We start from the raw sequence: 15,416 nt of genomic DNA on the forward strand, positions 1-15,416 counted from the left end.
CCTGGTTTCACGCTAATCAACCATAACTAAGCCCCGCACAATGAAGTGCGGGGCGGGCAGAGGGACCGAAGGACGGTCCCTCGAAACGGTTTCGACGCGCCGCAGCCTATCCGTTGTTCGCTTCCAGCCCGACAGCGCTTTCCACCGGCACCGCTTTCATGCCGAGGCGGCGCCCCACCAGCGCGACCGCGACGGTTGCGATGGCGCCGGGAATGGCCAGTGCCAGGAAGTTCAGATGATGAGGCAGTGCCAGCGCCAGCAGAGTACCGCCGAGCATGGGGCCGACGATAGCGCCGTTACGGCCGATTCCGGAGGCCCAGCCCAGCCCCGTCGAGCGGATGTTGGTGGGGTAATACTGCGCCACGTAGGCATATAGCAGGATCTGGGAGCCAATAGTCGTGGCGCCGGCGATGCCCATCAGGGTGTACAGCAGCCACATCGGATTCTCGTAACCCAGCATGGTCAGCGATGCCGATCCCAGGATAAAGAAGACCACCAATACCGAGCGCAGAGAGAACCGGTCGGCCAGCCAGCCGCCGCCGACCGCGCCGATGATCGCGCCGATATTCAGCACCATCAGGAACATCAGGCTGGAGCTCAGGGCGTATCCGGCCATCGACATCAGCTTCGGCAGCCAGGAGCCCAGCGCGTATACCATCAGCAGGCAGCAGAAGAAGGCGACCCAGAACATCGCGGTGCTGAAGGCGCGCCCGCCACGGAAAAGCTCCAGTACCGAAGCCTTGCTCTCGGTCGTTACCGGCACCACCAGGCGATCCTGCGCATCGATTCCGCGATCCGGGGCAACCTTCTGCAGGATGCTACGGGCTTCCTGTTCGCGCTTCTGGGCCATCAGGAAGGCTACGGACTCGGGCAGGAACTTCAGCATCAGCGGCAGCAGCAGCATCGGCACGATCGCCAGATAGAACATGATCTCCCAGCCGTAGTTCGGCACGATCCAGATACCAAGACCCGCGGACATCATGCCGCCCACCGCATAACCGGAAAACATCAGCGCGACCAGGGTGCTGCGGCTTCTCTTCGGCGAGTACTCGCTCATCAGCGAGACGACGTTGGGCATGACCCCGCCGATCCCGAGCCCGGCGATAAAGCGCAGTATTCCGAACTGCCAGGGCGTGGTGGCGAAGCCATTGATCACGGTGGTGACGCTGAACAGCACCACGCACATCAGAATGGTTTTCTTGCGCCCGAGCTTGTCGGAGAGCATGCCAAACCCCATGGCGCCGAACATCATGCCAAAGAGGGCGCTGCTGCCCAGCAAGCCGGCCACATAGGGATTCAGCTCCCACTGATCCATCAGCAGCGGCAGCACCACGCCGTAAATCACCAGGTCATAGCCATCGAAGACAATGATCAGGGTGCACCAGAAGAGCACCTTCCAGTGGAAGGCAGTGAACCTCGAATTATCGATTACGTCGTTAACGTCAATGTTACGCATGTTGTGTTACCCCTGTTGTTGTATTTCTCGGAGGTTTCGCTGGCAGAGAGGTTTTCGGCCTCTGTTTACCCCGTATCGCCGCCGGCGACGGGCAGAACGGTTCCGGTCAGGTAGCTGGCGGCATCCGAGGCCAGGAACAGAATCGGTTCGGCCTGCTCGTCCAGCGTGCCGTAGCGATGCATGAAGGAGGTGGCGCGGGTCTGGTCGATCAGGGACTGGTACCAGGCCTTCTCGCGTTCGCCCTGTTCTTCGGTGTTGCGCGGGGTCAGCCGCGCGGGCGCTTCGGTGCCACCCGGTGCGGTGGCATTGACGCGGATGCCGTGCTCGGCGTACTCGAACGCCAGATTCACGGTCAGGGCGTTGACCCCGCCTTTGGCCGCGCCGTAGGGCACCCGCATCAGCCCCCGGGTCGCGACGGAGGAAACGTTGACGATAACCCCGCCCTTCTGCTCGATCATGTAAGGCAGCACCGCACGGCAACACCAGAGCGTCGGGAACAGCGAACGCTGGATTTCCTTCTGGATCTGCTCAGGTCCGTAGTGCTCGAAGGGCTGCGCCCAGATGGTGCCGCCGACGTTGTTGATCAGGATATCGATGCGACCGTACCGCTCCTGCGCCCTGGCCATCACCGTTTCCGCGCCTTCCCAGGTCTCCAGGTCCGCCTGCACCGCCAGGGCTTCCACGCCCCGGTCGCGCAGCTCGGCCGCCAGCCCCAGCACGTAGTCGGCGATATCCACCAGCACCAGGCGGGCGCCTTCGCCAGCGGCGAGTTCGGCGACCCGCTTGCCGATGCCCTGGGCGGCTCCGGTCACGACCATCACCCTGTCGGTGAAGCGGGCCTTCATGCCACCTTCTCCACTTTGACGCTGGGCGTGAACTTCTCGTAGTGGAAGGACTTCGGTTCGATGCCCTGCTCGCGGAAGTAACCCAGCACCGCGTCCACCATCGGCGGCGGCCCGCACAGGTAGACGTCGACGTCGCCATCGTTGATCGGCGCGTCTTCCATGTGGTTGGTCACGTAGCCCTTGTGCGGATGCTGGCTGGCGTCGCTGGCGACGACGGTCTTGAAGCTGAAGTTCTCGATCTGCTGCGCGAAAGCCTCCAGCGCCGCCACGCACACCAGGTCATCGTCGTTGGTGACGCCGTAGATCAGGTGCGTCGGCTGATCGCAGCCCTTCTCTTTCAGGGCTTCCAGCATGGCCAGGAACGGCGCCAGCCCGGTGCCGCCGGCCAGCATCAGAACCGGACGCTCGACTGCACGCTGATAAAACACCCCCATGGGACCGGTCATCGAGACCTTGTCGCCGCTGCGGGCCTTGCCCACCAGCCAGGAGCTCATCAGGCCACCCGGCACGTTGCGGATCAGGAAGCTCAGCTGGCGGCTGCCGGGGCGGGAGCTGAACGAGTAGGCGCGGGTTTCGTCGGTGCCCGGCACCTGGATGTTGACGTACTGACCGGGCAGAAAGCCGATGTCGGCATCCGCGATGATCTTCAGCTCGATGGCGGTCGGCGACACCAGGTTGACCTCGTCCACGGTGCCGTCCACGGCCGCGTTCCCGGCCTTGCTGCAGACCGAAAATGCCGCCGGAATCTCTACCACACAGTCGCTGGAGGGCACCATCTGACAGGTCAGGACCATGCCCTGCTCGGCTTCCTCGTCGGACAGCGCCTCATCGATGTATTCCTCTCCGAGGTCGAACCGGCCCTGGCTGCAGGTTCCCTTGCAGGTGCCGCAGACACCGTCGGAACAGTCCATCGGCAGGTTGAGCTGCGAGCGGTAGGCGGCGTCGAGTACGGTTTCACCCTCGTTGCAGGTGATCATCCGGGTGACGCCATCTTCAAAATTCAGCGCGATGTTATAAGTCATGATGCTGCTCTCCCCATCAATTACAGGTGATAGATGTCGATCACCTGGTTGATGTAATCGTTTTTCAGAATCACTTTCTTGTTGGTGATCAGCGGCTGCTCGCCACTGCAATCCAGGGTGTAGAACGACGTACCGAAGAAGCTCTGCGTCTTGTGATAGCGGTAGCTGTTGGTCTGCCAGTTGAAGCGCAGTTTCAGGCTGTCACCGTCCCGCTCCAGGATTTCCACGTTGCTGGTCAGGTGCACGGTACGCGGCTCCGGCAGGGAGCTGGCACCGGAGCGCTCCGTCTTGAGCCGGTGGACGCGGTCCTCGAGACCGTCCCGGTTCGGGTAGTAGATCAGCGAGATCTCGGTCTGCGGATCCTCGGTCAGCTCATCGTCGTCGGCCCAGGCCGGCATCCAGTAGGTGACCTCCGGGTGGTAGCACTTGAGCCACTCGTCCCATTCGCGGTCGTCCAAAAGCCTTGCCTCACGGAAAACGAAGGCCTGAACCTGTTCGAAGCTGATGCTCATTTGGACGTCTCCTCTGACAGGGAAATCAGGCGTGCGCGCTCGGTCTCGACCGCTTTGGTCATTTCGGATACCCAGTGCTGGTGGTGCGTCACGTAAAGCCCCTCATCCTCCGGGCGGGCGCCGCTGAGGATCGGCTTCATGTCGATGCGTTTGGCCCAGTCGTCGGCGCCTTCGATCCAGTGCTGGGCGCCCCGGCTCATGTCGTTCCACTTCAGGCCGCTGGCGAGGTAACCCTCCTGACAGCTGCGGAACTCCTCGAGGTCGTCCGGTGTACCCATGCCCGAGACATTGAAGAAATCCTCGTACTGACGCAGGCGTTTGGCCCGGTTTTCGGCCGATTCGCCCTTGGGCGCCCAGCAGTAGATGGTGATTTCGGTCTTGTCGACGTCGATCGGGCGCAACACGCGGATCTGGGTGGAGAACTGGTCCATCAGATAGACGTTCGGGTACAGGCACAGATTTTTGGTGGTGCGCACGATGAAGTCGGCACGGGGCTCCCCGAGTTCCTTTTCCAGACGCTCGAGGTGGCTGTATACCGGACGCACTTCCGGGTTGGTCAGGCGGGTCCAGAGCATCATGTGGCCGTTTTCGAAGGAGTAGAAACCGCCTTCGTTGGACCAGCTCTTGGCGTCGACCGCCTCGGTGCCGCCCTTCTCGTAGTTGCGCTGTCCCATGGTGGACAGGTAGTTCCAGTGCACGGTGCTGACGTGGTAACCGTCGGCGCCGTTCTCGGCGGTCAGCTTCCAGTTGCCCTCGTAGGTGTAAGTGGAAGCGCCACGCAGGATCTCGATCCCGTCCTCGGCCTGGTCGACGATGGCGTCGATCACCTTGGTGGTCTCGCCCAGGTACTCCTCCAGCGGCAGCACATCGCTGTTCAGGCTGCCGAACAGGAAACCGCGGTAGTTGCCGAAGCGCGGCAGCTGCTTGAGATCGTGGGAGCCGTCGGTATTGAAGCTGTCCGGGTAGGCCCCCTTCTTCTGGTCCTTGGCCTTCAGCAGCCGGCCATCGTTCTTGAAGGTCCAGCCGTGGAACGGGCAGGTGAAGGAGCTTTTGTTGCCGCGCTTCTTGCGGCACAGGGTCGCGCCACGGTGCGAGCAGGTGTTCAGCACCGCCTTGAGTTCACCCTCTTGGGTACGGGTGATCATCACCGGCTGGCGACCGGCATAGGTGGTGTAGTAGTCGCCCGGGTTTTCGACCTGGCTCTCGTGCGCCAGGAACACCCAGTTGCCTTCGAAGATATGCTTCATCTCCAGCTCGAACAGTTCCCTGTCGGTGAAGATGCCGCGGTCACAGCGGTAGTGGCCGCTCTGCTCGTCGGCTTCGACGGCGTTGCGGATTTTCTTTTCAAGTTGGTCGAGTTGGCGACTCATGATCGTCACTCCAGTTTGTTGTTGTGCGTCGTCGCGATCGAAAACCGGGCGCAGAGGCGCCCGACCGGCCTGCCCTTCCAGGCCGGTTGGATCACACGAATGACGGGATTAAGCGTTTGGCCCGGGCGGGTTCTAGGCCGGTTCGCCTTCCAGCGCCCGCTTGCGCTCGTGGCGGGACTGCAGCTCGGACTTGTCGGTACGCACCAGCTGGATGTTGAACTCGACCTTGGTGAACGGCTTGTTCAGACCGTAGGCTTCGGCCTCGGCGTGATCCTCGATGCGGTTGGCGTCGACCACCAGCTCATCGCGGGTGGCGAAGGCGAAGTCGTCGTAGGTGTAGGCATCACCCGCCAGGTTGATCTGGGTGGTCAGGTGCTTGAAGCCCGGCTTGGAAATGAAGAAGTGGATATGCGCAGGACGATTGCCGTGACGTCCGAGCAGGTTCAGCAGCTGCTGGGTGGAGCCTTCCGGCGGACAGCCGTAGCCGGACGGGATGATCGAACGGGCGGTGTAGCGACCGTTTTCGTCGGTGACGATGCGGCGGCGCAGGTTGTACTCGCTCTGGGACTGATCGAAGTAGGAGTAGGCGCCCTTGCGGTCGGCGTGCCACACATCCACCACGGCATTGGCCAGCGGCTGACCGTTTTCGTCGGTGACCTGACCGGTGAGAATCATGATCTCGGCGGTTTCATCGCTGCCGTCGTCCATGCGGGCAAAGGCTTCGCTCTGCGGCGCGCCGGCTACATACAGCGGGCCTTCGATGGTACGCGGCGTACCGCCACTAAGGCCGGCCTGCTCGTCTTCCGCGTCGAGACGGATGTCCAGGTACTTGTCCATTCCCAGCCCCGGTGCCAGCAGCGCGGCTTCACCGTTCTGACCCAGCTCGTTGACGTAGTAGACGGCCTGCCAGAACTCGTCGGGCGTGACGTCGAGGTCTTCGATGATCTGGAAAACATCGTGCATCAGGCGGTGAACGATGGTCTTCACACGCTCGTTGCCGCCTTCCTTGTTGAAGCCGGCCACTTTCTCCAGCAGATCCTGTACTTCCGCGGTTTGCATCGTCTTGACTGTCATGTCGGTCTCCTTGGTGCTCTTGTTGTTATCGCCCTGAACCAGTTGTCAGTTGGCAATGGTGTTGTTATCGACTAACGGTCGTCCTCGTGAATCGAGGACGGGTGCCGGCACAGCGGCGCGACACTGATATCCATGTAGGGGAACAGCGGCAGGTTGCTGATCAGCTCCTGCAGTTCGGCGTTGTCTTCCACGTCGAAGATGCTGACGTTTGCGTAGCTGCCGGCCACCCGCCAAAGATGGCGCCACTTGCCCTGCTCCTGCAGTGCCTGGGCGTAGGCTTTCTCCCGCGCCTTGATGTCCGCGGCAACCTCTGCCGGCATGTCGTGCGGAATATTGACCTTCATCTCGACCTTGAACAGCATCTGCTTTCCTCCGTTTGAAATGGTTGGGTGCCTCAGCCTTTGCGGCGGTAAACGGCAAGCTTGTCTTCGTCGATCTCGATACCCAGACCCGGGCCCTGCGGCAGGTCCACGCCGTTGTCATGGAAGTTGAGCGGTTTGACGACGATGTCGTCCTTCATCAGCAGCGGGCCGAACATCTCCGTTCCCCAGTGCAGCGTTTCCCGGGTTGACCAGGCGTGCAGGGAGGCTGCGGTGCCGATGGTGCCTTCCAGCATGGTGCCGCCATACAGGCCGATACCGGCGGCGGAGGCCACCGCCGCCTGTTCCAGCACCTGCGCCGGGCCGCCCGCCTTGGCGATCTTCATGGCGACGGCGCCGGAGAAGCCCGCGGCCGCGAGGTTGTACAGATCCTTGGCATCGGCCACGGCTTCGTCGGCGAGAATCGGCAGGTGAAATTTCTCGGACAGTCGCACCAGGCTGGCGAAGTCCTTCATCGGCGTGGGCTGCTCGACCAGGTCGATACCGGCGGCCTGCAGCTCGGCCATACCTTTGGCGGCGGTGGACTCATCCCAGGCCTGGTTCACGTCGACGCGAACACTGGCGCTTTCACCCACCGCTTCCTTGATCGCCGCCACGTGGCGCACGTCGTCCATCAGGGCGCGGGAGCCGATCTTGAGCTTGAAGTCGCAGTGGCGGCGGGTTTCGATCAGCCCCAGCGCCTCGTGAATATCCTTTTCGGTATCGCCGCTGGCCAGGGTCCAGAGCACCGGCAGGTGCCGATGGACGGCGCCGCCGAGCAGCTCGCTGACCGGACGGCCCAGGCGCTTGCCCTGCAGGTCCAGCAGTGCGGTTTCGATGGCGGACTTGGCCAGGTTGTTGCCGCGGGTCGAGCGGCCTAGCATTACCTTAAGGGTATTGATATTGTCCGCTGCCTGGCCGATCAGCTGCGGGCTGAAGTAGGTATCGACGGTAAGCTTGATGCTTTCCGGGCTTTCCGGACCGTAAGACAGACCGCCGATGGTGGTGGCCTCGCCCAGCCCTTCGAGCCCGTCAGAGTCCTTGATCCGCACGATCACCATGCTCTGGACGCCCATGGTTGTCATGGAAAGCTTGTGAGGGCGAATGGTCGGGATGTCGACCAGAATCGCTTCGATGGAGTGAATGGTTGCGGACATGGGCTCTCCGAATCGCAATGTGTAAAACCTGTGATTCGAAAAGTACGGGGTTTCGCTGGCCGGAACCAATATTGATTAAGTAGCAACCAATACCCAGGAGGTATGGATGGAGCTGAGGCACCTGCGATACTTCATCGCGGCGGCGGAAGAGCGCAACCTGACCCGGGCCGCGGAAAAGCTGTTCATCGCCCAGCCGCCTCTGACAAGGCAGATCAAGCAGCTGGAGGAGGAACTGGGCGTGGAGCTGTTTGTGCGCAAGCCGCGGGGACTCGAGCTCACGCCCGGCGGAGAGTATTTCCTCGGTCAGGCCCGCCAGCTTCTGGACAAGCTTTCGGCAACGATCGATGAAACCCGGCGCATTGCCCAGCACCGCAAAACGGTTTTTTCCATCGGCTTCGTGCCGTCGGTCTTCTACGGCCAGCTACCGAAAATGATTCGACGCCTGCGCCAGAACAAGAACCTGGAGATCCTGCTGTACGAGCTGAAAACACAGGAACAGGTGGAAGCGCTGAAAACCGGCAAGATCGATATCGGCTTTGGACGGGTCAACATCGAGGATCCGGACGTGGAACAGGAGCTACTGTTCGCCGAGCCCATCATTGCCGCGGTGCCGGCCGGTCATGAGCTCGGCCGGCACCCTCCGACGATGCAGGAATTGTCGGAATGGCCACTGGTGGCCTTCCCGTCGGGCCCGGGGCCGAACTTTGCCGATATCACCCAGGCGCTGTTTCACAGCCGGGGTCTGAAGATACGTGTCAGCCAGCAGGTCAACGACCTTCAGACCGCGCTGTCTCTGGTGGCGTCCGATATGGGTTTCACCCTGGTGCCGGAGCAGGTCTGCAAGCTCAATCGCGAAGGCGTCGAGTTCGTCTCCCTGGGCGAGCCCGGTATCACCATCCCGGTGATCGCCTCGCGCAGACGGGGCGAGAATCCGAACGCCGTGATGCGACTGGTCAACAGCATTCTCCACGAGCTGGTCGAAAACCGGCTAAGCGGACGATACCCCTAACACGCGCTCCGCCTCACCAGCTTCGACGTGATGTATTCGAGGTACTGTGAATCACGGCCCGGTACTGTTCCGACTAGTGAGCATCCGCCAATTGAAGCGCTCGCGGTATGAGTTCGAAACTCCTCTCCTTCCATCTCCTCGCCGCGCTTCATTGAAATTCCAACATGCGGAACAGCCCAGAGCAAAAATTGACTGACAAGCAGAATAAATTCAAATGTATCCGTACAAACTAATGCAAAAAGCACATCAGTAAGAATACGTCCTATTCTCCCTGAAAGAGGCTGGAATCTAGCATGATAATAAAAAAACATATTTTGCAGTATGGAAAGACGACCTTATTTCTACGCCAAGGACTTTTTATATTTGTCGCCTCACTGCTGGTCGCGGGAACCCTCTATACTGCCCGCTTCGGTATATATGACGACACCTTGGTACGTGTCGGTGGACTTGCGCTGGGCGTCCTGCTCCTGCTGATTCGCCCCTCCTCCACCGCCAGCTCGTCGCGACTGCTCCTGGACCTCGGACTCTGTGGCCTGTTAATCGCCGCCCTGGTGCGTTACGCCATAATCGCCGACCAACTGGAAACCGGTTTGTACTTTCTTGAACCCATCGACGTCGTCCTTGGTGTAGGGGCTCTGATCGTACTGCTGGAAATGGCACGGCGCATGGTCGGACTGCCCTTGGTGCTGGTATGCCTCGCCGGCATAATCTACGGACTTCTCGGCGACCGGCTCGGCGGCATGCTAAGCCATGCCGGAATGACCCTTCCCGATATGATTTTTACCCTGTGGTACAGCTTCGATGGTGTGTTTGGCCGCCCGCTCGCCGTCGTGGTGAGCACCATCGTCATTTTCATCATCTTCGGCGCCCTGTTGGAGGTACTGGGAGCCGGCGAAGTATTGTTAAAACTGGCAATGCGCAGCCTTGGCTGGCTGCGTGGCGGCGCGGCCCATGCCGCGGTACTGGCAAGCGCTCTCTTCGGTTCAGTGTCGGGCAGCGCCGTCGCAAACGTCGTCGGAACCGGAGTCGTCACCATTCCCATGATAAAGCGAAGCGGCTTCTCTGCACGCTTCGCCGGCGCCGTCGAAACCGCAGCCTCAAGCGGTGGTCAGATCATGCCGCCGATCATGGGTGCCGTAGCCTTCATCATGGCAGACCTAACGGGCATTCCCTACCTCTACATCTGTCTCGCAGCGCTCGTTCCGGCTCTGCTTTACTATGGCAGCCTGCTTGCCTGCATTTCCGCCGAGGCACGCCGTATCGGCATAGAACGCCCAGATCCGGCCACCCTTCCCCGCCTCAATGGCCGTGACTGGCTGATGCTGTCGGTATTTGCCGTTCCGCTGGGACTAATCATACTGCTATTGGTAGGAGGCAAGTCGCCCGCACTGGCCGGTTTCTGGGCCACAGTTACCGCTTTGATACTGGGCCTGTTGTTCAACCCCGAGACCCGCTCACTTACCAAACTGAAAGAGCTGGTAACAACCGCCGCTTCCGCCAGCGCGACAATACTGGTAGCCGTCGGCGCCGTCGGCATTATCGTTGGCATCATGAACCTTACCGGCCTTGGATTGCGCTTCGCTACAGCGGCTCAGATGCTCTCCGACGGCTCACTTCTGATGTCACTGGTATTGATGGCGCTTGCTTGCCTGGTGCTCGGCATGGGGATGCCGACGGTACCCGCCTACCTGATCATCATCCTGATAATGGGCCCTGCAGTGGAAGCGCTCGGCCTACCCACCGTCGCCGCACATCTGTTCGTGGTCTATTTTGCAGTGATGTCGGCAGTTACGCCCCCAGTCGCACTTGCGGCGTTCGCGGCGGCATCCATCGCCCAGGCCAACCCCATTGGCATAAGTGTGACGGCGGTACGCCTCGCCCTGATAGGCTTCCTGGTACCTTTCGCTTTCGCCTTTAACCCATCCTTGTTGCTGATCACCGACTTCTCAATCACCGAATTCTGCTGGGTTTTGTTGCGGCTAGCAGTGGCTATCTGGTGTCTCGCGGTATTCCCCGCGCGCGGAATGGTCTGGACACTGGCATCCGTCGCCGCGGCCGTCTGTCTGGTTCTACCATCAATCCCCCTGCAATTGGCAGCGATGGTGCTGACATCTGCTGCCGAGCTGACCTCCCGAAGATTCGGCACTGTCACCTACCGAAGCGACTCACCGAAAAGCAGTTGCTGACTAAAAATTCATTGAACAGAGCCAGGCCCAAGTACTGCTCTAACGTTGCCAAATATCGTCCTAAAACAAAAAATGGAGAGTATCATGATCCGCCAACTTCATAGGAAAGCCCTCGGCCTGATAGCGGCAGCCGCTCTATCGGCAATGACAGTGGTACCGGCTTCCGCGACAGAAAACTTTCGCCTGTCTACATTGGGGCCCGGTACTTCTCCTTATGTCGTAATGAACACTTTCGCCAATATCGTCAACGAAAAGCTTCCCGAATACAGCATCGAGGTGAATGCAACGGGAGCGGCGACCCGGCACGCAATCGAAACAGCCATGGGGCGTTCACAGTTTTTTATGTCCTCACCGAACCTGTATCACTTGATGGAGACAGAGTCCGGTCCTTTCGCCAAGTCAAAAGGGGCTGCAAAACAGGCAGAAAAGTTAAGAGCACTGTTCAATTTTCCATTGGGGTACTATCACATTGCCACCTTCGCCGACTCTGGCATTGAGACTTTCGAAGACTTCAGGGGCAAACGGCTGTTTCTGGGCCCTCCGGGGGGAGCGGCCAATGAAGCGATGCGAATACTGATTGAGGCAGTTACCGGCTATAAGGCGAAAGAAGACTACGATGTTGTCAGCCTGGGCTGGGATGCCGCTGCGCAGGGCTTTCAGGACGGCCATATCGATGTGTACTTTAACCCGACCTTACCGCCAAGCCCTATCATGACCCAGGTTGCTATGACCAACAAAATCAGATTGCTTGGCATACCAAATGAGAAGCTGCAACGCCCGGAAGTTCAAAAACTACTGGAGCGACCGGGTTTCTTCCTGGGTTCTATTCCGGCCGGAATATATGGTGACAATCAAGTCACTAAAGGTGACGTTCTGACAATCGGTGCTACCGTTGGAATCATTACCAACCAGTCAGTGCCTGAAGAAACTATTTACAAAATAACCAAAATATTCTGGGAAAACATCGACGGCCGCGCGAGGCAAACAGAACTTCTTAAGAATGTTCAGTTTCAAAGAGCATTTGATCAACTCAACATTGTACTTCACCCTGGCGCCGCTAGATATTATCGAGAGAAGGGCCTTGAGATTCCAGAAAATCTAACCGGACTGTAACGCTAAGCAGCAGTAGAGATTGGGAGAATGCGGTTTGAATAAGCCTCTAATAGTGGAATACCTTTCTGCATCTTCCATCTTTAACCCCACTTGTGATTAGGATTAAAATCTGTTTAGAAAAACGGGCTTCAGATCATATAAAAATATCGACTTCAGACTCTCGCCTCCCTGTTACTCCGCCTCCATCCCAGGCTCGGCTATGACCCGGGCCAATCAGCCGTAATGAAACTTCAAACGTGACTAGCCTTCACGACAGCCATTCCAGTCCGTGTTGCGAAACGGCGTATCTATGATCCTAAAAAGCAGATGTTAACTTATTGTTTTTATTGTATTTTTTATTTAAACAGCTATAGATAAATAAATAGCCTGACCAGACATCAATACACGACGACCAAGACCGTTTCGCATCGCGGAACGCCATGATGACGCTTTTGACACTTCCACTGCCTCCGTAAAAAATGGGCACATATCAATAAATATAACCGGAGCCCATTATGCGCATTACGATAAAAAAACTGCTTTCTGCAACCGCTCTTAGCCTTTGTTTCTCCGCAGCGGCCTCAGCAGATGAAAGCACGACCATCATTTTCAACTCCTTTTTCCCACCGCAGAACTTTATCAATACTAAAGTTCTCCCCAAGTGGATTCGTGAAATAGATAAAGCCACCGACGGACGTGTGAAAATTATCGTACCGCCAAAAACGGTTTCACCGCCGCAACAACTGTGGGAAGCCATTTCAACAGGCCTTGCCGACGCCGGCTATCTCTATAATGGTTTTCTACCGTCCAACGTCAGCCTACCACTAATCGCTCATCTACCGGGCCTGACTTCTGAATCGTCAGAAGCCATGTCCGTATCCTTATGGAAAACGTATCAGCAGTATTTTAAGGATGCGAACGAATTCAGCAGCGATTTCGAACTACTTTCTCTATTCGTCGCTTCGCCTGCTGAATTTTACTCGATATCGGATACTAATTTCTCTAGTTCAGAGCAGTTGAAGAAGGCAAAAATTTGGGCATTACCAGGCACAACTGCAAGCATCATGAAAAATACCGATATTTCGGTAGTAAGCGGACCCGCCGCACAAATCCATGAGTTCGTATCCCATGGCGTCGTGGATGCTTTTGTCGGGATTCCATACATTGATGCAGAGGCATTTAAAGCCTCAAACTACATCAAGTCAGTCACAAACTTTAAGCGAAATATATTTGCACCAAGCTTTTCTGTCTTAATTTCCAATAAAAAATGGCTGGAAATTTCAGAAACAGACAGAGAAGCAATCAAAAACATTTCCGGTGAATACTTTTCTCATCTTATCGGAAAAGAATTTGACAAGAACAATATAAAAGCCAAGAAAAAGATCGAAAAGAAAGGCATATCCTATGTCGATGCCGGCGATGATCTTGAAGCCGTTATAAAAGCCGCATCTGATCCTTTGTATTTTCAGTGGAAAGAAACCGCCAAAGCAAAAGGTGTAGATGGAGAAGCTGCAATTAATTACTACAACTCAAACTTTAGTAATTAGGATCACAACTTACACATAACAATAGGTCTTTTTATGAACAGGGCAGAAAGAGCAGCATGTACGTTCAGTGAGTATAGTGCCGCATTATTACTAGCGACAATTTCTATATTTACATTTTCAGACGTATTGCTTAGATATTTATTTTCATCATCGATTATTGGCTCGAATGAAATCGTTCAATTATTAATGACGGGCTTCATAGCGTCTGGAATTGTCATTACAACAAACAGCAACAAACATATCTGCGTGTCCATCTTTGAAGACGCATTCAGTAAAAGCATCAAGACTCTGTTCAATACTTTTTCGAAAATAACATGCGGAGTGGTTTTCACGTTTATGACTTTCGCCGTAATCAGGACGTTCACAAGTGAATTTAAACTGGGGCGAAGCAGCGAACTAGTCAATATCCCTTACTGGGCCTACTCTGCAGTCGTTGCGGCATTTTTATTGATCATCACACTGCTAACCATAATCAAAATAGTCCAGCCAGGTAAAACAAAATGACTATTGCACTTGTGGGGTTCGCACTACTACTTTTATTAGCGTTTACAGGAATACCTCTCGGAGTCGTTTCAATTGTCGTAGGTGTTTTGGGTTTTGCCTATTACCGCGGTTGGGATGCTGCGATGACTATGGCGTCACAACAATTTCTGGAAACAGCTGGTAATCAAAGTCTGGTTGTCATACCTCTGTTTATTTTAATGGGGATTTTTATCTGGCGAGCCAATATATCTGACGACATCTATGCAGCAGGCTACAGCTGGTTTGGGCGCCGCAAAGGTGGTGTAGCGATGTCCACCGTTGCAGCATCGGGCCTTTTCTCCGCGGTCTGCGGAAGTTCTCTCGCCACAGCGGCAACGATGTCCAAGGTCGCGATGCCCGCACTCAGAAAGTATCGATACAGCGATAGCATTTCTTCTGGAACCATAGCCGCTGGTGGAACGTTAGGGATTATGATCCCCCCCAGCGTACCGATGGTTATTTATGCCATAGTCGCGCAGGAAGATGTTGGCCTTCTTTTTATATCGGGCATAGTGCCTGGAATATTGTTGATTCTCTCCTTTATACTCGCGATCTACATCGTTGCAACGGTTTATCCGACCCTCGCTCCACGTGGAGAGAAAACAGGCTGGGTGGAAAAATTCAAAAGCTTAAACAAAGTTTCACCTATCATTGGTATATTCGCCACCATTCTTGGAGGAATTTATACAGGAGTATTCACACCAACGGAAGCGGCTACCATAGGCGTCATCTTATCCTTACTCTATTCAGTTATTAGCGGAAGGATCAGATCGAAAAGAGTGATCTTCGATTGCCTCTCAGAAGCGACGATCGCAAGCGCCAGTATATTTATGATCATAATTGGATCAATGATCTTTGCCAGCTTCATCAATATGACAGGATTACCCTACGATATACTCGATTTTGTAGAGTCTCTTGAGCTAGGACCCACTGCTTTTGTAATTGCTGTCTGTCTCGTCTTTACGGTCCTGGGAATGTTTTTTGAAACTATCGGCATTTTGGTACTAGCACTTCCTGTATTTTTGCCGACCTTGTACGCCATGGATATAAATCTAATTTGGTTTGGAATACTTACAATTATCGTCATTGAACTAGGGCTAATAACCCCACCTATTGGGATGAATGTATTTGTTGTCAAGTCATCCATACCAGACATAAATATAAACAAAATTTTTGCCGGCGTTATTCCTTTCCTAATTGCCGACCTTATGGTGTTGGTGGCGGTGTTTTATTTTCCATCGATCGCCACATTATTTACATCATAA

At 56.2% G+C, this 15,416-nt stretch carries 14 protein-coding genes; 6 read left to right on the plus strand and 8 right to left on the minus strand.

The features are described 5' to 3' along the window. Window positions 1–106: 106 nt before the first annotated feature. The 8 genes from IEX85_RS07575 to IEX85_RS07610 all read right to left on the minus strand — a co-directional run bounded on the left by IEX85_RS07575 (window position 107) and on the right by IEX85_RS07610 (window position 7,795). Window positions 107–1,456: an MFS transporter gene (locus IEX85_RS07575; protein ID WP_188859978.1), complete on the minus strand. Its 1,350-nt coding sequence runs from the start codon at window positions 1,454–1,456 to the stop codon at window positions 107–109. A 65-nt stretch (window positions 1,457–1,521) separates the two neighbouring features. Next, window positions 1,522–2,301, minus strand: a complete 780-nt coding sequence (benD, locus tag IEX85_RS07580; protein WP_188859979.1) for a benzoate diol dehydrogenase BenD — start codon at window positions 2,299–2,301, stop codon at window positions 1,522–1,524. Then, on the minus strand, window positions 2,298–3,323 hold the full coding sequence (gene benC, locus IEX85_RS07585; RefSeq protein WP_188859980.1) for a benzoate 1,2-dioxygenase electron transfer component BenC: 1,026 nt from the start codon (window positions 3,321–3,323) through the stop codon (window positions 2,298–2,300). Before benC ends, benD begins: the two co-directional genes overlap by 4 nt. A gap of 20 nt (window positions 3,324–3,343) precedes the next feature. After that, window positions 3,344–3,835: a benzoate 1,2-dioxygenase small subunit gene (benB, locus tag IEX85_RS07590; protein ID WP_188859981.1), complete on the minus strand. Its 492-nt coding sequence runs from the start codon at window positions 3,833–3,835 to the stop codon at window positions 3,344–3,346. Beyond that, on the minus strand, window positions 3,832–5,205 hold the full coding sequence (locus IEX85_RS07595) for a Rieske 2Fe-2S domain-containing protein (RefSeq protein ID WP_188859982.1): 1,374 nt from the start codon (window positions 5,203–5,205) through the stop codon (window positions 3,832–3,834). The genes benB and IEX85_RS07595 overlap by 4 nt, the downstream gene beginning before the upstream one ends. Before the next feature lie 132 nt (window positions 5,206–5,337). Next, complete coding sequence (gene catA / locus IEX85_RS07600) at window positions 5,338–6,279, minus strand: catechol 1,2-dioxygenase (protein ID WP_188859983.1); 942 nt, start codon at window positions 6,277–6,279, stop codon at window positions 5,338–5,340. Between the two features lie 71 nt (window positions 6,280–6,350). Continuing rightward, the gene (gene catC / locus IEX85_RS07605; RefSeq protein WP_188859984.1) at window positions 6,351–6,641 is read right to left on the minus strand and encodes a muconolactone Delta-isomerase; all 291 of its coding nucleotides are present in this window, start codon (window positions 6,639–6,641) and stop codon (window positions 6,351–6,353) included. Window positions 6,642–6,673: 32 nt separating this feature from the next. Beyond that, window positions 6,674–7,795, minus strand: coding sequence for a muconate/chloromuconate family cycloisomerase (locus IEX85_RS07610; RefSeq protein ID WP_188859985.1), 1,122 nt, complete (start codon window positions 7,793–7,795; stop codon window positions 6,674–6,676). Between the two features lie 106 nt (window positions 7,796–7,901). Between IEX85_RS07610 and IEX85_RS07615 the strand changes: the two genes are divergently transcribed. The 6 genes from IEX85_RS07615 (at window position 7,902) to IEX85_RS07640 (ending at window position 15,416) form a co-directional block, all read left to right on the plus strand. Next, window positions 7,902–8,804 carry a LysR family transcriptional regulator gene (locus IEX85_RS07615; protein ID WP_188859986.1) on the plus strand — a complete coding sequence of 301 codons (903 nt, stop codon included), beginning with the start codon at window positions 7,902–7,904 and terminating at the stop codon, window positions 8,802–8,804. A 293-nt stretch (window positions 8,805–9,097) separates the two neighbouring features. Beyond that, window positions 9,098–10,990: a TRAP transporter permease gene (locus tag IEX85_RS07620; protein ID WP_188859987.1), complete on the plus strand. Its 1,893-nt coding sequence runs from the start codon at window positions 9,098–9,100 to the stop codon at window positions 10,988–10,990. 84 nt (window positions 10,991–11,074) lie between these two features. After that, complete coding sequence (locus IEX85_RS07625) at window positions 11,075–12,103, plus strand: TAXI family TRAP transporter solute-binding subunit (RefSeq protein WP_229721828.1); 1,029 nt, start codon at window positions 11,075–11,077, stop codon at window positions 12,101–12,103. Between the two features lie 494 nt (window positions 12,104–12,597). Further along, entirely contained in the window at window positions 12,598–13,629 is a 1,032-nt protein-coding gene (locus IEX85_RS07630) for a type 2 periplasmic-binding domain-containing protein (RefSeq protein WP_188859988.1), read from the plus strand. A gap of 33 nt (window positions 13,630–13,662) precedes the next feature. Further along, entirely contained in the window at window positions 13,663–14,133 is a 471-nt protein-coding gene (locus IEX85_RS24215; RefSeq protein WP_188859989.1) for a TRAP transporter small permease, read from the plus strand. Continuing rightward, on the plus strand, window positions 14,130–15,416 hold the full coding sequence (locus IEX85_RS07640) for a TRAP transporter large permease (protein ID WP_188859990.1): 1,287 nt from the start codon (window positions 14,130–14,132) through the stop codon (window positions 15,414–15,416). Before IEX85_RS24215 ends, IEX85_RS07640 begins: the two co-directional genes overlap by 4 nt.

It is taken from the genome of Marinobacterium nitratireducens, assembly GCF_014645375.1.
In the GTDB taxonomy this organism is placed as follows: Bacteria; Pseudomonadota; Gammaproteobacteria; order Pseudomonadales; family Balneatricaceae; genus Marinobacterium_A; species Marinobacterium_A nitratireducens.